This is a genomic window from Shewanella psychrotolerans (assembly GCF_019457595.1).
Lineage (GTDB): Bacteria > Pseudomonadota > Gammaproteobacteria > Enterobacterales > Shewanellaceae > Shewanella > Shewanella psychrotolerans.
Window position 1 is genome coordinate 340,517 of record NZ_CP080419.1, and the last position, 20,939, is coordinate 361,455.

A 20,939-nucleotide genomic window follows, 5' to 3' on the forward strand; every position below is an offset into this window, starting at 1 on the left:
GCCATAGCCTTAGTGACACACTTCCCAAAGACCCTGTTGGATCTTATCAACGGTTTGTCTGAGTACACTTTCTAGCGGGCGATCTTCTATTAAGGTTTCAAAATCCTGATTCACCTGCTCTAAGGTTTTTGCCACCGAAGGGGTGAGTGACGCTTGGCACAGTTCATTTTGGGTAATCCGCAGTTTGATCCCTTGGGTCATCGCCAGTAGCGCCGCCGCGGCAACTTGTTCGGTAAGTTGTAAGACACGCATGCAATCGCGAGCAGCAATGGTGCCCATGCTGACTTTATCTTGGTTATGGCATTCCGTTGAGCGCGAGAATACGCTGGCTGGCATAGTATTTTTTAATGCTTCAGCTGTCCAAGCTGAAACGCCGATCTGCACCGCTTTAAAGCCATGGTTAATCGCGCGGCGACTGCCGGTGGCAGCCGATAGATTTGCGGGTAAGCCATTATTGAACTTAGGGTCCATCACCAGCGCCATTTGACGATCGATAAGATCGGCGATATTGGCAATGGTATTTTTCATCGAATCCATGGCAAAGGCGATATGGCCACCATAGAAATGTCCGCCATGGAGAATATGCTCGCCTTCGGCATCGACGATAGGGTTATCGTTTGCGCTATTGAGTTCGGTTTCGATAAATTGGCGCATAAATGGCAGTGCATCTTGCAGCACACCTATGATGTGCGGTGCGCAGCGAATCGAGTATCTATCTTGCAGACGGTCTGAATTACGAGGGTGTTCATGATGGTTCAAATCCTCACGGATCCACGCGGCAATTTGGTTTTGCCCAGGGTGAGGTTTTGCTGCAAAGAGAATCTCGTCGAAATGGTTGGAGTTACCTTTAAGGGTTAATGATGCCATGGCGGTAATACGACTTGCTAAGCGAGCTAAATATTGGGCTCTGTCGTAGGCAAGACAGGCCAATGCTGTCATCACCGCTGTGCCATTCATCAAGGCTAAGCCCTCTTTAGGGCGCAGCTTCAGTGGAGTGATATTCAATTTAGCGTAAACATCAGCAGTATTTTGGCGCTCACCTTGATAGATCACTTCTCGTTCACCCACTAGTACAGCGGCAAGATAGGAAAGCGGCGTTAGATCGCCACTGGCACCGACAGATCCTTCCTCTGGAATAACGGGAGTGATATTAAGGTTAAGCAAGGTTTCGATGCGCTGCAGCAACTCGTAGCTCACCCCAGATTTACCGATCGCAAGTGAACTGAGGCGGCAGGCCATTACGGCTCTGGCTTGCATTGGCGATAAGATCTCTCCGAGTCCACAACCATGAAAGCGAGATAGATGCAGCGGCAGCTCGTGGACCAGATCTAATCCGACGGTGACGGTACATGAGTCGCCATAACCTGTGGTTACACCGTAAACCACGCCCTCTTCAGCCAATAGACTATCGATGAAGCGGGCGCCCTTTTGGATATACTCTTGATAATCAGCGCTGTCTTTCAGATGTGCTTTAGCCCCCTTGGCTATCGCTACCACTTCTTCTAGCGTTAGCGAGCGTTGGCCGAACTCAACTGTAGTTGCCGATGCTGGTGTTTGAGTCGTCTGAGTCATCTATTTATCTGTCCTGTTTGGAGTGAGAGGGCTGCTTTTAGTGCTAGCCTCGCGCTGGAGTTCTTCATCCTTGCGCCAAAAATCGAAAAAGTTAAACCATTGCAGTGGTTCACGTCGAGCGTAATACTCTAGCCGTGTGCTGTAGTGTTTGACTGCTTGCTCTAGGCGTTGCATACGTCCCGCTCGTGGGCCTTTTAGGCTGTCGGCAAAATGTTCTAAGTGAACTTGATAACGTCCCTGTTCCTTAATACAAAACATCAGATAAACTGGGCAATCGAGTAGTCCTGCTAAAATAAAGGGGCCTTGAGGGAAGGGCGCCTCTTTGCCCATAAATGGCGCGTATATGACGCGGCCTTCACTATTAGAGGAGGTTCGGTCACCCGCAATAACTACCAACTCTCCCTGTTCAATCTTTTGCTGCAACAACATGGAGGTGCTAGGGCCGAGTTCAGTGACTTGGATTAGATTCAGGGCGCTATTGGGGTTGAGTTGTTTGAGCACGCGATTAAAGTTCTCGGCATTCTCTGTCAGTACCATGACGTTAACTTTCACTTTGTGCTGGTGGATAGAGATCGCTCGGCACAGCTCAAGGTTTCCCAAATGGGATACCAATAGCACCGCGCCTTGCCCCCGTTGAAGTTGACTGGCAAGCAATTCTCGCTGAGGGAAATCCACCTGGCTTAGTTGAATTCTATCGCACCAAGCATCTATCCTGTCTAACGCAGCGTTACCGAAGGCGATAAAGTGTTTTAGGCTATAGCGCCAATCGATCTCACCTTGTAGCTGTGGATGCTTGGGATCAACTTTTTGTACTTGCTGCAAGAAGGCTAATGATGCTGCACGGGCCGTTTTTCCCGTCAAAAAGAAGTAGCAGATCACCGGATACATGATCGCCCGGCATAGCCAGTGACCGCCAATTTTGTAGCTAGTGGCGAGAAACTTAATTCCCCAATAGCTACCGCGCTCTCCAATACGTGACCAATGCTTGTTTTGTTGTTGATCTGAGCGACGACGGAGTAAATTGGGCAGCCGTTTGAGCATGCCAAAAAATAGTTTGGTATGCATGGCAGTGATCCGCAGATTATCTTTGACACCTTGAAAGTGGCTACTGCCATCTTCAGGGTAGATCACCTTAGTGGGTAAATGAATAACCTTCACCCCTTGCCAGTAGAGTTTGACTAAGATTTCGATGTCAAAATCCATCCGCTCACCTAAGGACTGGCTGAGAAAAAGCGCTTCAGTCTCAGCTAGCGGGTAAACCCGAAAACCACACATAGAGTCTTTAATGTCTAGGCTTAAGGTTTCAACCCAAACCCAAAAATGGGTGATATAGCGGCCATAGAGTCGACCTTTAGGCACGGATTCATCATACTGAGGCAGACCCGAAATAAGCGCCTGCGGATGCGCTGTCGCTTTGGCTATCATGGCAGGGATGTCGTCGAGATCATGTTGACCGTCGGCATCGACCTGTAAGGCATGACTATAGCCATCGGCGTAGGCAGCTCTTAAGCCTGTGGTGACGGCTGCGCCTTTACCTCGATTAAAGGGATGATGGATCAGGGTTACCCAATCATACTGCTTGGCTAATTGAGTCAGTAGGTAGCAGGTTTCATCATCACTACCATCATTGACTAAGTAACAGGGAAGATTGAGCGGCGCGAGGCGTTCGAGAGTTACCGTGATCGCTTGGCGATGGTTGTAATTAGGGATAACTAAGGCTAAACGCATTAGTTTGACGCCTCCAATTTACGACCACTAAGGGCGATACGGCCAGAGCCGAAACGTTGGTCGCCATCATAATAGGCGAAGGTGAGCTTATGCTTACTTGCATTATGGCTGATCTTTAGAAAGACTTGAGTGCCAGGCAAAATAAGCTGTTGAAACTTTAATACCTCAAGGTTTACTACTTCCGCTGCGTAACCAAATTCTTGTGCCCCTAGTTGGGTTGCCCAATCTAATTGGGTTACGCCAGGAAGTACGGCTTGCTGGGGAAAATGCCCTTTAAAATAGGGGAGTTCTGCCGTAATAGCGAGCTGCCATTTGACGCCATCATCCATTACTGTTTTGGCTATGATTGGCGGTAAACTAGACTTAATCATGACGAAATAGCTCTTTAAGCTCCTGATATAAACGCTTGCCTTGAGTATTGATGGTGAGCGTCTCAGGATAACGCCAGCGTCTTGGTAGCGTCACCCGTTCAAACTGAGTTAATAGATGTGTTTTTAATAGGTTATTGACCGAGAGCTTGCCTTCATCTGCGAGCATCTGCTGCCCCAGCTCTGATAACACTATGGCTGCACCGAGCTGAACTCTAGGCTGCTTTAGCACTAAAAGCGCTGCTTGTGATACCAAAGGATGTCTTTCTAATAAGGCTTCCATCTGCACTAGGCAGATACGTTTCTCTTCGATTTTAACGATACGGTCGAGTCTGCCCTGCAGCACAAATTCCCCTGCAGAAGTGATACTTATTTTATCGTCGCATTTTAGCCAGTCAGCACTATCCAAATAAGGGGATTTAAGCAGCAAAGCCCCATCGTGTTCATCTTGTTTTATTTGATGTGAGCTAAAGGCGCGCCAAGGTTGATTTTCTATACTTTGTCGACGATAAGCGATGCCACCAGTTTCAGTGCTACCAAAGACTTCAATCGGCGGTTTACCATAGCAGTGGGCTATGTCTATCGCGGCCTGATGACTTAATGGGCCTCCAGAGCTAAATACCAGACTTGGCGAACGATATTGAGGTTGGTTTTCTAAGGCTTCAGGCAGTCGTGACAGTTGAGCAGGACTGCTGATCAGGCATAAATTAGGGAACAAATTAGTGTAATAGGTCAGGGTTTCTGGATACTCAACTAGATCGCTCAAGAAGGGGCGACTCGCGGCCAACGGCCAGAGGATCTTAAACAGTAAACCATAGATATGTTGATGTGAAACCGTTGAAATAACACTGCATTGTGGCAGATGTGCGGCAAAGGTCTGTTCGAGTACGCTGACCTCTGCATCAAGCTGATCTATGGTTTTGGTGATCGCCTTAGGTTGGCCACTGCTTCCTGAGGTAAAGAGTATGAGCTCTCCCAGTTTTTCACCGTGAGGCCAAGTTGCATCGCTTAAATGTAGCTCCTTTTTAAGCGGCAGAAACACTTTACCTTCACATAGACAAGTGTCAGACAGTATGCCATCAAACTCATGGGTCAATTCGCTCAAGGTGCCCGCTTGAGTGTTGCCCGGTAGGATAAGTTGTTTACCTGCTAATAAGCCTGCGCATAGCCCTACGGCGAACAGGTCGCTGCTATCACAGGCGAGCAGCCAGCGCGTGGCTTTATGTTCGCTTAGCGCTTGATGTAAAGCCGCCACTTGTCCGGTAAAGGCACTACCAATGACGATATCATGATGATTGAAGCTGATAAGTTGCTGGCTTGATGGGCCGTGCGACAGCCAAGTTTTAAGTAACTCTGTCATGACTTTTTTAACCACAATGTTCGATATAGCCACTCTCCACCGAGCAATAATCCGATAAGCAGATATGCGATGAAGCCGTTATACAATGTCCAGATCTCTAAGCTGGCATAGCTTGCCGTGTAGAAGGCAAGTGTGCCGTTTAATATAAACAGCCCACACCAAATTTGCGTGACCCTATTTAGATAGGGGATAGCTTCATCTGGGAGGTCTGGCTCTTTAAACCGGGCGAGCCGTTCTATCATGCTCGGTCCATGTTTAAGGGAATAACCAAACAAGGCTAACATACTAAGATTGATCACTACTGGGTAATAGAGTAACCAATCGTTACGTTTAGCGATAAAGCTACCCGCAGTGAGTCCAATACCGACTAAAACCGGTATCGCCATCGATTTGACTTGCTGCTTTAGCATAGCAAGTCGCAGTAGCAGTATTAGGCATAAAACAAGCGCGATAACGCCTGGAGGCAAATAGTTTAAGCCGAAATAAACGGCCACAGGATATCCCAGTAGCAGGATGCCAGTCACTAGTTGCAACACCACACGCATTACTGTTTCACTAGTCCTTCGATAGCTGAGACGACATCATCGACCGTGCGCACCGTTTTAAATTCATCGGGTTGAATCTTCTTGCCAGTTAACTGCTGCAACTTAATCACTAGATCGACAGCATCGATGCTGTCTAGGTCAAGTTCTTCATATAGCGAAGCTTCTAATGTGATATCGTCGGCATCGATTTCAAATTCATCTATTAATATCTTGGTTAGCATTGCTAGGATCTGTTCACGATTTTGCATCTTGACTCCTAACCACGCTGGGTTTCAATGAAACTAGCGAGACTGGCCACACTGTAAAAGTGGGCTTTAGTTGCCTCGGAATTTGCTTCAATTTTGACATCAAACTGCTTTTTAATCGCTAAGCCCAGTTCGAGTGCATCAATCGAGTCTAACCCCAAACCTTCGCCAAATAGCGGTGCATCAGATTCAATATCGTCGATGCTAACGTCTTCAAGATCTAAGCAATCAATGATCAGTTGTTTAATTTTGTTTTGTAAGCTCATAATTAGTATCAAGTTGTTGTTTATAATAATTTTCAAGATCTCGAGTCAGCTGGCGAGCCATTTTGGCCTCTCCATCCGATTGAGAATGATACCTGATATGTTCGATAGTTTCGCCTACTTCGACATTCATGCCGATGGTTTGGCGAGGGATCTCATACCAAGGTTGTTGTTTGGTCAAGCCTACGGCATTAGTCCGCAGTACGACCGGAATAAGGTCTGTTTGGGTTCGCAGTGCGATATTGGCCGCGCCGCGGGCAAAGTCATTAATGACAGCATTAATATGGGTGCGGGTACCCTCAGGAAAAATGATCAGATTGGTTCCCTGTGCTAAGACTCCTTTACAGTCGCTTAATAACAGATCTGCACCGCGATTAGGAATATAGCCTGCCGATGAGACGACTCCGCGCATAAAAGGATTACGCCATAACCCTTGTTTGACGATACAGCCGACATTGGGCATCAGACTGATTAACACCACAACATCGACCAAGGTTGGATGATTGGCAATAATCACCTTTCCTTTGGCTGTGGCTAATCTTTCTAAGTGTTGAGTACGGACTTGTATTACACCTGCCCAAGTAAGCATGCCAACAAAACCACGAAACATACGATGCACGGTTCGCTGCGCTCTGGCGACTTTTGCTTGTGGCGTTCCAGGCCAAAGTCTGAGCAGCGGCAATAGGGTGAGCGAAATGAATAAGCCGCCTAGTCCAAAAACGATGTAACAGCTGACACCACCAAGCCAACGAGGAATATAGGCAATCCCGGTTAAGCGTTTTGTCGCCTTAGCCTTAGCCATGAGTGATGTGCCATACAAATTGGTTTAGCTGGCCGCAAAGGTTTTGCTGACTGGCGATCGCGTGTAATAACTGGCCGTAGCAGATAGGCTCGACTGTGGCCAATTGCGCTGCCGTTGGCTGTGTTTCTAGGCTTAGTGTTAATTTAAGCTCTTGGCCGTGCTTGGGCAGTGTTAGTTGCAGTGCAAGGGCGATTGGTAGCTCGGGTTCATCGGTGAACTCTTTATAAATGTCAGCTACTGGCTCATCGCCAAACACCAATAACAGATCGCTGTTGTCTTCGCTGAGTTGGCCATAAGCTTCTATGAGGGCTTGTGCTAACGTGGTTTCACCTGCAGCAATCGATGTCGATGGTGAACGGTTATTGGTCAAAATACTGAAGATACCACTGGCAGTATTGTGTACCGACTGACTAAACCCAATAGGTGATATGGGTTGCTCTCGCACGATATCTTGCAATAAATCGACGGTACGATTTAACTCTCCATGGCGTGAAGCGAAAATAGTGCGGCAGTTCGCAGGGGCATGACATTGGAAAGCGACTTCAAGCAACATCTTGGTTAACTTGCTATAGCGGCGGCGCTGCATAGCGGGTACTTGTGGAAGCTTCGGTACTAAGGCTTGGTTATCTTGCCCCTCAATTAGCTTATTGGGCCATTGTTGCCAATCTGCGATCTTTTGATAGATAGGGGACCAGGCGCCCGAAGATTGAATGCCAAAGATTAACTGCACAACTTTGCCTCTGCAAACAGTATAAACTGCCGTTTTCCATAACAATTAGGTTGAACCCGTTAATGATGGTAAACGGGGCTGGTATTGTACACCTAAGTGTGGAAGGAAAGCACTCTTTGTGCTGCTAAGATGTTGCAATTATCAAACATACAACTAAAAAACCGCCCTAGAGGCGGTTTTCTGTGGTGTAGGGCTCACTTAAGTTGCTTTTTTAACTTACGCAGAGCTGCCTTAACTTTCTTACTGTTTTCTGGCCCCATGCGGATCATTAGCTTTTGCGCATTAGGGAGGGCTTCAAGCTCGGGATCGACAAACTTGTAGTTTACACTGACACTATTGAGTTCGATTGCTTGCTCGATTATCGGTGCAGCTAACATCACATCGATAGCTTCAATGATACGGTCATTGAAGCTCATATCGCCATACCCGAGTTCATCGAACGCTTCGCTCATCAGTGGTGTTAACTGCTTATAAGTGGTTGCCAATTGTTGTTCATCTAAATTGCTAACAAAGTCTGCATACAGATCGTATCTATGATAGCTGTCAGGATTGAGGTAGGTCTTATTGGTGACATCAGATACGGTAAACTGGCTGTTAGGCGCTTTAAGTGGACTCATTTTGCGCGTCAACTCACCTTGAGCGAGATTATCAACGAAGACCACGAAATGACGCACTATATCTTTTTCGACCAATATAGGATCTATTTTCATTCCATTCGCGACGTCTAAGGTCTTCTCTTTGACATATTCATCACTTTCTGCCAAAGCGGGGATAGGTGCGACCTGAGGTTGCACCACTTCTACTGGTTCTGGTGCTTCTGGCTCGGCAATTATCTCGGGTTCAGGTATGTTAGCATCGGTTGTTAATGGTTCTTCCGGTAAGATTTCAGGTAGCGTTACTGGCACAGCAACCTCAGGCTCAGGCTGTCTATCTTCGCCATCTAATAGATAATAGGCCCCGCCAGCGATCATCAGCAAGATGACGGCAACGGCAATTGTTAATGCGCTAGCACCACCACGTTTTTCCTGCGGTGCGATTCTATCTTCTTGACTAACTTGCATGAAAGTTCCTTGAAAAGCTGGTATTTACGGAGGGCAACCTTAATGGCCTTCCTCCATTCTGCAAAATTAACTCGACTTGTCTAGTGAAGTTGGCTGAAATAAAAAATAATTAACCTGATATGAGAGTTTATTCAGTCAAAGATCAGGCTTGTACATATTGTTGTCGCTCGCCTAGCCAGCGCATTATGATGGCATCGACATTATCTGGCGCTTGCTGCATAACGTGTTGCGCGAGTTTTTGGATGTGGGGAATAAGCGCTTGGTCACGAATAAGATCAGCGATTTTCATATCCGCAATGCCCGTCTGTTTGGTGCCTAACACCTCACCCGGCCCTCTGATTTCTAAATCCTTTTGTGCAATAACAAATCCATCGTTGCTATCTCTAAGCACACCCAACCGTTTGGTGGCAGTATGGGAAAGCGGCGCTTTATACATGAGTACACAGTGACTGGCAATGGCTCCTCGACCGACTCGCCCCCTGAGTTGATGCAGCTGCGCTAAACCAAGGCGCTCCGGGTTTTCGATAATCATCAGGCTCGCGTTGGGGACATCAACACCAACCTCAATGACGGTTGTCGCCACTAATAGGTGAATCTTTCCTGCTTTAAAATCAGCCATAATGGTTTGTTTTTCGGCAGGTTTCATTCGTCCATGCACTAAGCCAATGGATAATTCTGGCAATTGTTGTTTTAGCTCTTCGGCGGTATCTTCAGCGGCTTGGCACTCCAATACTTCAGATTCTTCGATGAGGGTACAGACCCAATAAGCTTGCCTATTATCATGTAATGCAGCTTGGCGTACGCGCTCAATGACTTCGGAGCGCCTGCTGTCAGACACAGCGACGGTAGTTACAGGTGTTCGTCCAGGTGGCAGTTCATCGATAATGGAGGTATCGAGATCCGCATAGGCTGTCATCGCTAAGGTGCGAGGAATAGGGGTTGCCGTCATGATCAATTGATGAGGATGGAAGCCTTGATTAATGCCTTTTTCCCGCAGCCCTAATCGTTGATGGACACCAAATCTGTGTTGCTCATCGATAATAATGAGTGCCAGTTTATTAAATTCCACTTGCTCCTGGAAAATTGCATGGGTGCCAATCACAATGTGAGCCTCACCGCTTTTGATCTGCGCTAATGATTGGCTGCGAGCCTTACCTTTAAGTTTACCCGCTAGCCAGCCAACGGTTAACCCAAGTGGTTCAAACCAAGCAGCGAAATTAGTCGCGTGTTGTTCTGCCAGCAGCTCTGTCGGGGCCATCATTGCAACTTGATAGCCACTTTCTATGGCTTGCAGTGCGGCTAATGCGGCCACTAATGTTTTACCTGAGCCTACATCGCCCTGCACCAAGCGCATCATAGGATGGTTTAACCCTAAATCGGCAGTGATATCGGCAACAACTCGCTGTTGTGCCCCTGTTGGCCTAAAAGGCAGAGATGCGAGAAACGGATTAAGCAGTTGGCCGGTGGCTGTCATCGAGACTGCCGCGTCATGATTACTGCGCTGTCTCAGTTTTAACATGCTGAGGTTATGGGCGAGCAGCTCTTCTTGGATCAATCTTTGTTGCGCTGGATGAGTGCCTTGATCTAGTTCATAGAGGGCGACGCCAATCGGTGGGCGATGCAATAGTTGCAGCGCGTCATTTAGCGACATCTGATTTGGCTGCAGCTGAGGTGGTAATAGCTCTTTTAGTGCACCATGGGCTAATAACGCGAGTGCTTGGTCGGTAAGCTTTATCCAACTGGCCTGTTTAAGCCCTTCTGTCGTGGGATAGATTGGCGTTAAGGTTTCACTCAAGTTTAGATCACTGTCGGTGTGAAGCACCTTGTACTCTGGATGAATAATTTCTGGATGATGTTTGCCGCGGCGCACTTCGCCATAGGCTCTAATCGTAGCACCATTTTCTAGGCCGTTGCGCTGCGCAACCGAGAAATTAAAGAAGCGTAGCGTCATCATGCCCGTATCATCTCTCACTGTGCAGGTGAGCATGCGCTTACGCCCCTGAATAATTTGTGATGATTGAATCGTGGCTTCTATGGTGCCATAGCTGCCAGGGGAGAGCGCGGCTATCGGGTATATTTGGGTGCGATCTTCGTAGCGTAGTGGTAGATGAAACAGCAGGTCTTGGACTGTTTTTATGCCGAGCTTTTCTAGTCGTTGCGCCATTTTGGTCGCTACGCCTTTTAGCTCAGTTACAGCCATAAGATCGAGTCTATCCACGCTTTATACCTATTTGATTAATTGAGTCATTTAGAAGTTAGATAACTCAATTACTGTAAATATATACATATATTATCAGAGTTTTGTGTGAACGCAATCTTGCCACAATTACCCGCGGTTTACTTTACGGGTTGAGGCTATAGCCATTCCTTTTAACAGCCAGCGAGGGTAGGCTTTCGGCGTTCTTTAGCAACCCAATTTTGCTATATAGAGAGTAAATTTTGTTGACCCAAATAGCCACCCAAATAAAAAGGGCACGTATAAAAACGTGCCCTCTAGATAGATGAATTGAGCTCACTCTATCTCATCTTCCCAGCGCACCTTGCCACCACGAATGCCATCGACCTTTGCACTAAATCTGGCTTCTAATACGTGACGCTTAATTTTTAGTGTTGGTGTTAGCACATCGTTCTCGACATCCCAAGCTTCACTGACCACGACAATGGCATCGACAGTTTCATGAGACTCTAGGTTCGGATTAATGCTGTCTAAGGTTGCCTTTAGTGAGGTGCGAACCTCTTCTCGCGGCTGCAATGCTGCGCCTTCAGATAGCTGCACCAGTGCGATAGGGTGAGGCAAGCCTGAGCCGATAATACAAATGAGTTCGACATGAGGATCTTGTGCCAATTTACGTTCAATTGGCACTGGGGCGATATATTTACCTTTTGAGGTTTTAAAGTTGTCTTTTACTCGGCCAGTGATGGTGACGCAGCCATCGCTATCGATGGAACATAGATCGCCGGTATGGAAAAAACCATCTTCGTCAAAACAGGCTTCAGTTGCTTCAGGTTGTTTGTAGTAGCCTTGCATCAGACCAGGGCTCTTAACTAATAGCTCACCCGTCTCAGCGACTTTAATCTCGCATCCCTCAATAGCATGACCAACGGTACCAATTTTACGAGCATCGAAAGGATGGTTAATAATTGAGTAGGCACTGTTTTCTGTCATGCCCCAAGCTTCACTGATGTTGAGGCCAATTTTATGGTACCAAGCGATCAGTGATGGTGGGATTGGAGCGGAGCCTGATCCCAGCAGGTGACAATGTTCTAGTCCTAAACCTTGGTGGATCTTCTTTTTCACTATGCCGCTAATAATTGGTAACTTGAGCAGGAAGTTAAGTTTGGCATAACCAATCTTATCGATGATATTTTTCTGGAATAGGCTCCACAGCCTAGGCACGGAGAAAAACACCGTGGGCTGTGCACGCTGGACATCAGCAATAAAGCTGTCGAGGCTCTCGACAAAGGCAACGCTGCTACCGGAATAGAAAGAGGAGCCTTCTATCGCAACACGCTCGGTAATATGAGCCAGTGGTAGGTATGATAATAAGCGGTCTTTGCTATCGGTTTTTAGATCGCGAACGACGGCTTTACAGGTCCAGGCATAGCTGTTGAATGTTTGCATTGCTCCTTTTGGTTTACCTGTAGAACCTGAGGTATAGATAATGGTCATTATCTGTTCGGATGTAGGCGCAGGGGCATCAACCAGTGGTTGACCAAGGTTAAGTAAGGTATCCCATTGGTATTGTGCTGGCATGGTGTCGTAGGGCATCGCCATTCTGAGAATATCTCCCCCAACGCCAGCCTCTTGGTCGGCCCAATAATCTAACTTACCGATAAAAATGGCTTTAGCTTCGCTGTGCTCAAGCACATAGCGTATGGTGTCGGCATTTGCAGTGGGGTAAATCGGCACACTGATATAACCACCATGCATTAAAGCAAGATCGGTAATAAACCATTCGGCACAATTTTTCGATAGTACTGCGATTTTATCGCCAGGCTTTAATCCTAAGTGACGCAGGCCGCCAGCGAGCTGTTGCATTTTTTGTTGTACTGCACGCCAGCTAAAATCAACATATTGGCCATTAATCGGTTGTCTCAGGTAGGTGTTGTCTCCATATTGCTCGACCCAATGCTGCAACATGTCGACTGGAGATTTAAATAATGAGTCCATCTGCTATTCCATAATTATTCTTAGTGTTTAAGGAGACGCATTGGCTTGCTTATTTAACCTGGCTTAAGAAAAGGGCGCGAATATATCTTTGTCTCTATCCGCCAATCTCAATTAACCCCCATTAATGAGCATTGCGGCCTTTCCTTAGCGCTGGTTAGATCTATATGCGTACATTTGAGTATGGCGAATAATGTGATCTATGACAATTGTTTTGCCCGAATAATAGACGATTTGTCATAGATTTGGATGTGATGTTGCAGAAATAAAGCGTGCTAATTACACGCTTTATTATCTGTTTAAAACGTTAAGCTTGTGCTTGAGGATCGGGTTCACGCATCCGTTGCCACCAGGTTTCATCTGCTAGGATCTGGCCTTGGTCGTCAATTTGCGGATAGGGAATATTTTTACGGCGACACGCTTTAGCATATATTGGGTGTCCCTGTTCAAACAGCATGGTCTGACAGTAGGTGTCATCTAATGTGCGTCGACCATATTTGCCCGCTTGCTCACGTTGACGTTGAGCTTCGTACATAATGAGTGCCGATGCCACCGAAACATTAAGTGATTGCACCATACCTATCATAGGAATAATGATATGTTGATCGGCAATGGCCAATCCTTCATCACTGACGCCATCTCGTTCATTTCCCATGATCACGACTGTGGGTTTAGTGTAATCCACCTCGCGAAAATCCACCGCCGTCGGCGAAAAGTTAGTGGCTAACACCTGCATTCCTTGTGCCTTAAACTGCTCAGCTGCTTCGCTCATGTGATAGTGCTTGATGGTTTTAACCCACTGCTGGCTACCTGACGCCGTGTTACCCGATACGCGCATCTCGATATCTGGCCATACCGCGTGAATTTGATGAATACCGACGGCGTCTGCCGTGCGGATAACCGCTGCGATATTATTGGTTTTATGAACTTTATCGAGGCAAATCGTAAGATCGGTTTGGCGATTATCGAGCATTTGATTGATGCGGGCGAAGCGTTCAGGACTCATGGTAATTAAGCTTTATTAGTGTGTTAAAAAAGAGAAAGGGCGCCTTAGCGCCCTAATGCGGTGGGTTAGCCTTACAGCTCCATCACACCATCCATCTCAACTAAAGAATCTTTCGGCAATTGCTTAACACCAATCGCGGCACGAGCTGGATAGGGTTGCTCAAAGTAGCGCCCCATGATTTCGTTCACGGTAGCGAAATTGCTTAGATCGGTCATAAAGATATTTAACTTTACAATATCCTTAAGTGAACCGCCGGCAGCTTCACATACTGCGGTAAGGTTGTCGAAGACTTGCACGACTTGGGCTTCAAATTCGTCACTCACCATCTGCATAGTGGCAGGATCAAGTGGGATCTGACCTGATAGATATACTGTGCCACCAACTTTAACCGCTTGAGAATAAGTACCGATAGCTTGTGGGGCTTTGTCGGTCGCGATGATAATCTTTTCTGCCATAACGATCTCTCTACTATTGTGATTAAGTCTATGTGATGAAGTATTGGGTGCTCATGATCGGATTAACGATTGCGAGAGGTACGCAGCACTTCTGGCAGCACTCGAATACGACGCATAACGTTTGCCAGGTGGATTCGGTCAGTAACCGAGATCCGCAAATTAATCAGGAACACACGGCCGTCGCGCTCTTCGGTACTTAGGTTATGAATGTTGGAACCTTCAGCCGCCACAATCGAGGTGATCTTGGCGAGTGCACCTTGATGGTTCACAATCTCAATTCGCAAATTGGCTTGGAACTCTATACCTTCGGCATTATCCCAATGCACTGGAATGTATTTATTTGGCTCACCTTGGTAGCCGCGAATATTGGCGCAGCTTTCCATGTGTACCACTAAGCCTTTACCTGGACTGACATGAGCGATAACCGCATCGCCTGGAATAGGGCGACAGCAATTAGCAAATGACACCAACATCCCTTCGGCACCACGGATCGGCATCATATTCGATTCTTTGTGCTCATGAGGCTCGACTCGGTCACCCTTGAGACGCTGAGCAATAACAATGCTCATAGCGTTCCCCAAACCGATATCAGCAAGCAGATGATCAAGATCTTTATGCTTAGTGTCTTGCACGACTTTGTCAATTTGCTCTTGGGTAATGTCGCTAATCTTAACATCACCAAGCGCATGATTTAGCAGACGTTTGCCCAAGATTACTGCGTCGTCTTCTTTAAGACTCTTGAGTAGCTGCCTGATCTTGGATCGTGCTTTACCCGTCACGACAAAGTTAAGCCAAGCCGCGTTGGGTCTGGCACCTTTAGCCGTGATGATCTCGATAGTTTGCCCAGAGATTAAGGGTTGGCTTAATGGGTAGGCTTGGCGGTTAACACGCGCTCCGACACAGGTGTTGCCCACATCGGTATGCACTTCATAGGCAAAGTCCACAGCGGTGGCACCAACAGGGAGTTCGAGAATGCGTCCCTCTGGTGTAAAGACGTAGATCTCTTCCGGGAACAGTTCGGTCTTGAAGTTTTCAACAAACTCAAATGAGGTGCTGGCGCTCTGTTGCAGCTCAAGCAGGCTTTGCATCCACTTACGGGCACGAACTTGAGTTGTGGTGCCTTGCTGCTGCGTTCCTGCACCTTTGTAAAGCCAATGAGCGGCAACTCCTTTATCTGCCATCTGATCCATATCTTCAGTTCGGATCTGGATCTCAACGGGGACGGCATGTGGACCAAAAAGTGAAGTATGCAGCGATTGGTAGCCGTTGGCTTTTGGAATCGCGATGTAATCTTTAAATCGCCCTGGACGTGGCTTATATAAGCCATGCATAGCGCCCATGACGCGATAGCAGGTATCGATAGAATCAACAATCACGCGGAAGGCATAGATATCCATGACTTCTTGAAATTGCAGTTCTTTATTACGCATCTTGTTATAGATAGAGTAGAGATTTTTTTCGCGGCCTTTGACTGTGCCCTTGATTCCTGCATCTTCTAGGCGGGTTTCAATCGCACCTTCGATACTTTGGATCAGTTCTTTACGATTACCGCGTGCTGCTTTAACGACCTCTTTGAGGACGCGATAGCGCATGGGATAGTAAGCTTGAAAACCTAAATCTTCGAGTTCAGTCTTAATATTATGAATACCAAGACGGTTGGCGATTGGTGCATAAATCTCTAGGGTTTCTCTCGCAATACGACGACGCTTATCGGGACGAAGTGCGCCTAAGGTGCGCATATTATGAGTACGATCGGCAAGTTTGATAAGAATGACTCGGATATCTTGAGTCATCGCCATCATCATCTTACGAAAGTTTTCTGCTTGGGCTTCTTTTTTGTCTCTGAACTTAAGTTTGTCCAGTTTTGAAACCCCTTCGACAAGCTCACCTATAGATTCACCAAATAACTCAGAGAGTTCCTCTTTGGTGACAGGTGTATCTTCGATGGTGTCGTGCAAGAGTGCGGCCATTAGCGTCTCATGATCGAGACGCATATCGGCCAGGATGCGGGCTACCGCAACCGGATGGGTAATATAAGGTTCGCCACTGGTGCGCATCTGACCTTCATGGGCATCGCGCGCAACCTGATAGGCCTGCTTGAGTAATTCTACTTGCGCCGATTCTAAATAACTTGACGCAGACTCCTTGAGACCTTCAAACAGATACAAGTGGCTTCACTCCTTATAAAATGTTGCGGCCTTCAGCGATGGCAGCAACAGCAGCGATTTCAGCTGCTTCACGTTCGCGGACAGTTTGACGCTCATCGGCATCAAGGGTGTCAGCGGTGACTAAACCAAGTTCGATTTCGCGAAGAGCGATAACCGTAGGTTTGTCGTTCTCTTCTTCAACCATAGGGTCTTTGCCCTGCACAGCGATTTGGCGAGCACGACGCGCTGCAACCAGGATCATATCAAAACGGTTGCCGATTTTGTTTACGGCGTCTTCTACAGTTACGCGAGCCATGTATTGAAACTCCAGTGATTATGGGTGAAAAAATGACGCAAAATTGTACACGATGACAGTTAATCTGCCAACAGATCATTAAGCATATCATTTTGAGCATGAATTTGACCAGCGCGAGTGAGGCGTTGGCTGCGAATAATTGCTTTTAAATCGACCTGAGCTTGCTCGAAGTCGTCATTTACTATGATGAAATCATATTCACCATAGTGAGAAATTTCTGATGTAGCTTGTGCCATACGTCCAGCAATGACTTCCTCGCTGTCTTGACCGCGGCCTGTTAGGCGGCGTTCAAGTTCGGCTTTCGACGGCGGAAGAATAAATACGCCCACCGCTTCTGGCATCATCTGTTTTACCTGTTGTGCACCTTGCCAATCGATATCAAGAAACACATCGATACCTTTCGCTAGCATGACTTCGATGGCTTCGCGAGAAGTACCGTAATAATTACCAAAAACTTCTGCCCACTCAAAAAAGGCTTGTTTTTCAATAAGCGCTTTAAACTCATCAACAGAAACAAAGTGATAATGCTCGCCGTTAACTTCGCCCACCCGTGGTTGGCGAGTCGTATGCGACACTGATACCTTCATATCGGCGGGTTTATCCTGCAAAATAGCGCTAAGAAGAGAAGACTTGCCGGCACCACTAGGCGCTGAAATGATAAATAGGTTTCCGCGAGCGGTCATTTGTTTGCTATCCAAAGGCTGATTGGTTTTAGGTAGCCGCGTATTATACAACCTAGCGGCAATTTTAGGCTAGTGATTTAGCGAACAACAAGTGGTCTAATGTTCATTGAAACGCAGGTTTGTTCGCTTTTGTGTGGTTTTTAAGTTAGGACTCAGGATGTAAAGCAATTATCTGGGCTAGCAAATTTTTGTATCGAATGATTTTTATGGGACTTGGCGTTATGCAGTTAAATACCTTTTTTTGTCGTCGCGGTGTAGATAGTAATCTACGTTTTGGATTAATTAACCTAGCGGGCTTTTTGTTAGTACTGTTCTTCTGTGTGTTGTTCTCTGGGCAGCCCTACAGCATCTTGGTGGCGCTGTTGGCAGCGGTCATACTGCTTCTCAGTGCCGTACGTCGCGTCAATGGTAAGTTTACTCCGTTGCAGTTTATTCCCGCTTTAGGCCTGCTGTTATTCAGCGTGGGACTCGTTTATCAATGGCCTATCTTAACAGGCGTGAGTGTGGTGATGTCTGCAATCTCAGTTGTTGTTATTGGGTTACGTCCGCTGCCTAGTATGGGAAGTCGTTTCGATGCTTTTGGTTACAGTGGGCCACTTATGGCGACGAGACCGTCTCGCAGACGAGTTGAGCCGACATTGGTGTCTGATGGCGAAGTTAGCCTAGAGCCATTCGATGGTGCAGGGCATGAGCAATTTGAGCCGGCTCATAGCGCTGAATCTTCGTTCGAGCCAGAACGCTCCCATGACGCAGCAATGAATTTAAATGGCTCTTTGACCGAAACGCTTGCTGTTATCGCTTCAGGTATGAGTAAGGCGGTTAGCCCCTTGATTGCTTTAGCTAAGCGTCATCCAAAGGTTGTAGGGAGCACTTTTGCAGCCTCAATGCTGGTCTTGATAGCTGTGAGTATGCTTTGGCCTGTGGCAGAGAAGGTAGGTGCAACTGCAGAGCATGAGGTGCCAATCGAGCCCCAATCTGAGGGAAATAGTGATATTAAAACGGCGGAAATGCCCGATGGTTTTAATGTGCTGCTCGATGGTGATGTGCTGCAGCTCAGTTGGCTTGGAGAGCGCGGGGAACCCGGGTTAATCTGGTCTTTAGCCACAGCGAAAGGGGACAAAAGTTGTCAAAATCTGACTTTTAATAATGATGCCAAATATCGCCCAATAGAGGTTCGATTGACTGCCACTACCGCAACGGTAGCGCGTTTTTCGCCACTGGATACGCGCGCGATTGTTAATGATATTGCGATGCGAGGTAGTCTTAAATTGTGTGGCTATCAATTTAGCCTCAAGGGCAGTCAGGCTGCGTTGGCTAAGGAGCCCGCATTTCGTCCTTACCTCTAATGGTGGAAACTTGGTCGTGAGAGTTTAGAAATAGTATAGAGATAGTTTAGGGATGAGTTAGAACTGGTGTTAATTGTGTTAACTCATTAGACTCGTTTGTCGGTATTTGTATGGGTAATCATGGGTTACCCTGTGAGTCAGTTTGGTTGTAACTATGTCTTTAGTGTTCTCCTTAGAAGAACCGTCGCTTACTTTAGTGATAATGGCGGCTGGTCTCGGTAGTCGTTTTGGCGGTGATAAGCAGCTGGCGGGATTGGGGCCTCATGGCGAAACTATGCTCGAACTTTCTATAGCGAGCGCCATAAAATCTGGTTTTTCCGCTGCGGTGATCGTGACAAGAACAGAGCTGATTGAACCATTAAATCGCTTACTCAAGCACTTACCAGAAGATTTTAGGCTGAGCTTTTGTGTGCAGCACAAGCTAGATCTTCCCCTCGAATGTTTAGCCTTAGTTGGTGATGCAAGTTATCGCACTAAGCCTTGGGGGACTGCCCATGCGTTATGGGCAGCAAGAGATTTAGTCGATGGCCCTATGGCTGTGATAAATGCTGACGATTACTATGGTGATAGGGCATTTCAGTTGTTGGCCGACGGATTTCGGCGTGATAGCGATGGCTGGCAGATGGTCGCTTATTGCTTAGCTGAAACCTTGTCTGATAATGGCGGTGTTAACCGTGGCATATGTCAGACCAAGGGGCATTATTTAACTTCGGTTGTAGAGTGGCTTGATATTAAATGGCACGGCGAAAGGGTGATTGGTCGCAATGACGTTGGCGAGGCGACGCTGGATCCCGCAAGTTTAGTCTCTATGACCTGCTGGGGATTTACGCTAGATATATTTACCGTACTCGCGCAGGCGTTAACCAAATTTGTTAAGGTAAGCGGTCAACTGCCTAGCAGTGAATGCTATTTACCTGCGGTAGTACAAAGTTGTCTAGCATCAGCAGATGTCGAGACAACACAAGCGCCTATGGGTAAGGCGGTTTATGTCAACACCACGGATGAATCATGGTTAGGTGTGACCTATCCACAAGATACTGTGTGGGTAAAACAAAAATTAATGGAGTTATTGGGTGATTGAGATTATTCGGCAGCAGGTGTTGCCACGCTTTGGCATCGCAAATTCAGCCAAGGTGACTCCCCTTGGGAATGGCCATATTAATGATACCTTCTTAGTGCGTTGGCAAAGTGGTGAGCTGGTATTACAGCGTATTAATACTGAGGTATTTAAAACACCCGATGCGTTAGTGAATAACGCTGAAAAAATTGCCCGGCATCTGCACAAAAAAGTGGCTCAAGGAGAATATCAACTTAGTGTCGTCGAGCCTATCTCTACCTTAGATAATGCACTGGCACTCAATTTAGGCACGCAAGGTTACTGGCGAGCCATCAATTATCTGCCCTACAGTCACAGCATTGAAGTCGTGACCAATGAGCATGAGGCGGAATCTGCCGCAAAGGCATTTGGGCATTTCTCTTGTGCATTGAGCGACTTGGATGCAACGGATTTAGAGGATTCGATCCCACAGTTTCACTATCTTCCTGGGCGTATTGAACAGCTAAAAGCTGCCGCCTCCAAAGATGCCGTAGGTCGTCTATTTGATTGCAAAACTTGGGTCGACTTTGCCTTATCGCAGTTAGATTTAATGCTAGAGCTTGAACAAGCCTCAACTAAGTTGCCATTGCGGATCTGCCATAATGACACCAAAATCAATAACATGCTTTATGATAAGCGTGATATGAGTAGCCTAGCTATTATCGATTTAGATACCTGTATGAAAGGGCATCTAATGTATGATTTTGGCGACATGGTACGCACCTTTACCTCGCCGGAAGAGGAAGACTCTACCAACTTAGATAAGGTTGAAGTGCGCGAGTCGATATTTGCCGCAATTTGCCGTGGTTACTTAGGTGAACTAGGTGATGTGCTAACCTCTGATGAGAAGCAAAGTCTTTGGCTTGGCGCACGAGTGATCTGCTTGATGATCGGTGTACGCTTTCTGACAGACCATTTAAATGGCGATGTCTATTTTCATGTACATCATGAAAACCATAATCTACAACGAGCGGTTAATCAGTTTACCTTGTATCAAAGCCTTTTAGCGCAGCAAGATAACCTAAAGAAATATCTTTAAGCGTCACTA

20 protein-coding genes are annotated in these 20,939 nt (G+C 46.9%); 3 read left to right on the forward strand and 17 right to left on the reverse strand.

Translation table 11 applies throughout. From position 1 onward, the window contains the following. Nucleotides 1–9: 9 nt before the first annotated feature. The 17 genes from K0I62_RS01595 to gmk all read right to left on the reverse strand — a co-directional run bounded on the left by K0I62_RS01595 (nucleotide 10) and on the right by gmk (nucleotide 17,449). On the reverse strand, nucleotides 10–1,572 hold the full coding sequence (locus K0I62_RS01595) for an HAL/PAL/TAL family ammonia-lyase (RefSeq protein WP_220069822.1): 1,563 nt from the start codon (nucleotides 1,570–1,572) through the stop codon (nucleotides 10–12). After that, nucleotides 1,573–3,300, reverse strand: a complete 1,728-nt coding sequence (locus K0I62_RS01600) for a glycosyltransferase family 2 protein (RefSeq protein WP_220069823.1) — start codon at nucleotides 3,298–3,300, stop codon at nucleotides 1,573–1,575. Further along, the gene (locus tag K0I62_RS01605; RefSeq protein WP_220069824.1) at nucleotides 3,300–3,671 is read right to left on the reverse strand and encodes an ApeI family dehydratase; all 372 of its coding nucleotides are present in this window, start codon (nucleotides 3,669–3,671) and stop codon (nucleotides 3,300–3,302) included. Before K0I62_RS01605 ends, K0I62_RS01600 begins: the two co-directional genes overlap by 1 nt. Then, nucleotides 3,664–5,028, reverse strand: coding sequence for an AMP-binding protein (locus K0I62_RS01610; RefSeq protein ID WP_220069825.1), 1,365 nt, complete (start codon nucleotides 5,026–5,028; stop codon nucleotides 3,664–3,666). Before K0I62_RS01610 ends, K0I62_RS01605 begins: the two co-directional genes overlap by 8 nt. Next, nucleotides 5,025–5,573 (reverse strand): COG4648 family protein, encoded by a 549-nt coding sequence (locus tag K0I62_RS01615; RefSeq protein WP_220069826.1) that lies wholly within the window; start codon nucleotides 5,571–5,573, stop codon nucleotides 5,025–5,027. Before K0I62_RS01615 ends, K0I62_RS01610 begins: the two co-directional genes overlap by 4 nt. After that, the gene (locus K0I62_RS01620) at nucleotides 5,573–5,821 is read right to left on the reverse strand and encodes an acyl carrier protein (RefSeq protein ID WP_220069827.1); all 249 of its coding nucleotides are present in this window, start codon (nucleotides 5,819–5,821) and stop codon (nucleotides 5,573–5,575) included. The genes K0I62_RS01615 and K0I62_RS01620 overlap by 1 nt, the downstream gene beginning before the upstream one ends. Nucleotides 5,822–5,829: 8 nt before the next feature. Continuing rightward, entirely contained in the window at nucleotides 5,830–6,084 is a 255-nt protein-coding gene (locus tag K0I62_RS01625; protein ID WP_220069828.1) for a phosphopantetheine-binding protein, read from the reverse strand. Beyond that, on the reverse strand, nucleotides 6,062–6,883 hold the full coding sequence (locus tag K0I62_RS01630; RefSeq protein WP_220069829.1) for a lysophospholipid acyltransferase family protein: 822 nt from the start codon (nucleotides 6,881–6,883) through the stop codon (nucleotides 6,062–6,064). Before K0I62_RS01630 ends, K0I62_RS01625 begins: the two co-directional genes overlap by 23 nt. Further along, on the reverse strand, nucleotides 6,876–7,613 hold the full coding sequence (locus tag K0I62_RS01635) for a beta-ketoacyl synthase chain length factor (protein WP_220069830.1): 738 nt from the start codon (nucleotides 7,611–7,613) through the stop codon (nucleotides 6,876–6,878). Before K0I62_RS01635 ends, K0I62_RS01630 begins: the two co-directional genes overlap by 8 nt. A gap of 194 nt (nucleotides 7,614–7,807) precedes the next feature. Beyond that, nucleotides 7,808–8,674, reverse strand: coding sequence for a DUF3014 domain-containing protein (locus K0I62_RS01640; protein ID WP_220069831.1), 867 nt, complete (start codon nucleotides 8,672–8,674; stop codon nucleotides 7,808–7,810). A gap of 142 nt (nucleotides 8,675–8,816) precedes the next feature. Beyond that, the gene (gene recG, locus K0I62_RS01645) at nucleotides 8,817–10,892 is read right to left on the reverse strand and encodes an ATP-dependent DNA helicase RecG (RefSeq protein ID WP_220069832.1); all 2,076 of its coding nucleotides are present in this window, start codon (nucleotides 10,890–10,892) and stop codon (nucleotides 8,817–8,819) included. Nucleotides 10,893–11,186: 294 nt separating this feature from the next. Beyond that, entirely contained in the window at nucleotides 11,187–12,845 is a 1,659-nt protein-coding gene (locus tag K0I62_RS01650; protein ID WP_220069833.1) for an AMP-binding protein, read from the reverse strand. A gap of 304 nt (nucleotides 12,846–13,149) precedes the next feature. After that, entirely contained in the window at nucleotides 13,150–13,848 is a 699-nt protein-coding gene (trmH, locus tag K0I62_RS01655) for a tRNA (guanosine(18)-2'-O)-methyltransferase TrmH (protein ID WP_220069834.1), read from the reverse strand. 71 nt (nucleotides 13,849–13,919) lie between these two features. Continuing rightward, nucleotides 13,920–14,303 (reverse strand): RidA family protein, encoded by a 384-nt coding sequence (locus K0I62_RS01660; protein ID WP_220069835.1) that lies wholly within the window; start codon nucleotides 14,301–14,303, stop codon nucleotides 13,920–13,922. A gap of 62 nt (nucleotides 14,304–14,365) precedes the next feature. Beyond that, a complete protein-coding gene (gene spoT / locus K0I62_RS01665) occupies nucleotides 14,366–16,471 on the reverse strand; it encodes a bifunctional GTP diphosphokinase/guanosine-3',5'-bis pyrophosphate 3'-pyrophosphohydrolase (RefSeq protein ID WP_220069836.1) in 2,106 nt (701 codons plus the stop codon). A 13-nt stretch (nucleotides 16,472–16,484) separates the two neighbouring features. After that, entirely contained in the window at nucleotides 16,485–16,766 is a 282-nt protein-coding gene (gene rpoZ, locus K0I62_RS01670; RefSeq protein ID WP_220062238.1) for a DNA-directed RNA polymerase subunit omega, read from the reverse strand. A 59-nt stretch (nucleotides 16,767–16,825) separates the two neighbouring features. After that, the gene (gene gmk, locus K0I62_RS01675; protein WP_220069837.1) at nucleotides 16,826–17,449 is read right to left on the reverse strand and encodes a guanylate kinase; all 624 of its coding nucleotides are present in this window, start codon (nucleotides 17,447–17,449) and stop codon (nucleotides 16,826–16,828) included. 221 nt (nucleotides 17,450–17,670) lie between these two features. Here gmk and K0I62_RS01680 point away from each other — a divergent pair, with 221 nt between their 5' ends. The 3 genes from K0I62_RS01680 (at nucleotide 17,671) to K0I62_RS01690 (ending at nucleotide 20,930) form a co-directional block, all read left to right on the forward strand. Continuing rightward, complete coding sequence (locus K0I62_RS01680) at nucleotides 17,671–18,795, forward strand: hypothetical protein (RefSeq protein ID WP_220069838.1); 1,125 nt, start codon at nucleotides 17,671–17,673, stop codon at nucleotides 18,793–18,795. Nucleotides 18,796–18,949: 154 nt separating this feature from the next. Beyond that, nucleotides 18,950–19,876 (forward strand): NTP transferase domain-containing protein, encoded by a 927-nt coding sequence (locus tag K0I62_RS01685; protein WP_220069839.1) that lies wholly within the window; start codon nucleotides 18,950–18,952, stop codon nucleotides 19,874–19,876. After that, a complete protein-coding gene (locus tag K0I62_RS01690) occupies nucleotides 19,869–20,930 on the forward strand; it encodes a phosphotransferase enzyme family protein (RefSeq protein WP_220069840.1) in 1,062 nt (353 codons plus the stop codon). Before K0I62_RS01685 ends, K0I62_RS01690 begins: the two co-directional genes overlap by 8 nt. The last annotated feature ends 9 nt before the right edge of the window (nucleotides 20,931–20,939 follow it).

Bases quoted from the DNA above. Each gene is read 5' to 3' on its own strand.
- K0I62_RS01625 (WP_220069828.1), bottom strand. From the start codon at position 6,084: ATGAGCTTACAAAACAAAATTAAACAACTGATCATTGATTGCTTAGAT.
- K0I62_RS01640 (WP_220069831.1), bottom strand. From the start codon at position 8,674: ATGCAAGTTAGTCAAGAAGATAGAATCGCACCGCAGGAAAAACGTGGT.
- gmk (WP_220069837.1), bottom strand. From the start codon at position 17,449: ATGACCGCTCGCGGAAACCTATTTATCATTTCAGCGCCTAGTGGTGCC.
- K0I62_RS01630 (WP_220069829.1), bottom strand. From the start codon at position 6,883: ATGGCTAAGGCTAAGGCGACAAAACGCTTAACCGGGATTGCCTATATT.
- K0I62_RS01685 (WP_220069839.1), top strand. From the start codon at position 18,950: ATGTCTTTAGTGTTCTCCTTAGAAGAACCGTCGCTTACTTTAGTGATA.
- K0I62_RS01620 (WP_220069827.1), bottom strand. From the start codon at position 5,821: ATGCAAAATCGTGAACAGATCCTAGCAATGCTAACCAAGATATTAATA.
- K0I62_RS01605 (WP_220069824.1), bottom strand. From the start codon at position 3,671: ATGATTAAGTCTAGTTTACCGCCAATCATAGCCAAAACAGTAATGGAT.
- K0I62_RS01600 (WP_220069823.1), bottom strand. From the start codon at position 3,300: ATGCGTTTAGCCTTAGTTATCCCTAATTACAACCATCGCCAAGCGATC.
- K0I62_RS01615 (WP_220069826.1), bottom strand. From the start codon at position 5,573: ATGCGTGTGGTGTTGCAACTAGTGACTGGCATCCTGCTACTGGGATAT.
- K0I62_RS01650 (WP_220069833.1), bottom strand. From the start codon at position 12,845: ATGGACTCATTATTTAAATCTCCAGTCGACATGTTGCAGCATTGGGTC.
- K0I62_RS01660 (WP_220069835.1), bottom strand. From the start codon at position 14,303: ATGGCAGAAAAGATTATCATCGCGACCGACAAAGCCCCACAAGCTATC.
- rpoZ (WP_220062238.1), bottom strand. From the start codon at position 16,766: ATGGCTCGCGTAACTGTAGAAGACGCCGTAAACAAAATCGGCAACCGT.
- trmH (WP_220069834.1), bottom strand. From the start codon at position 13,848: ATGAGTCCTGAACGCTTCGCCCGCATCAATCAAATGCTCGATAATCGC.
- K0I62_RS01595 (WP_220069822.1), bottom strand. From the start codon at position 1,572: ATGACTCAGACGACTCAAACACCAGCATCGGCAACTACAGTTGAGTTC.
- K0I62_RS01680 (WP_220069838.1), top strand. From the start codon at position 17,671: ATGCAGTTAAATACCTTTTTTTGTCGTCGCGGTGTAGATAGTAATCTA.
- K0I62_RS01610 (WP_220069825.1), bottom strand. From the start codon at position 5,028: ATGACAGAGTTACTTAAAACTTGGCTGTCGCACGGCCCATCAAGCCAG.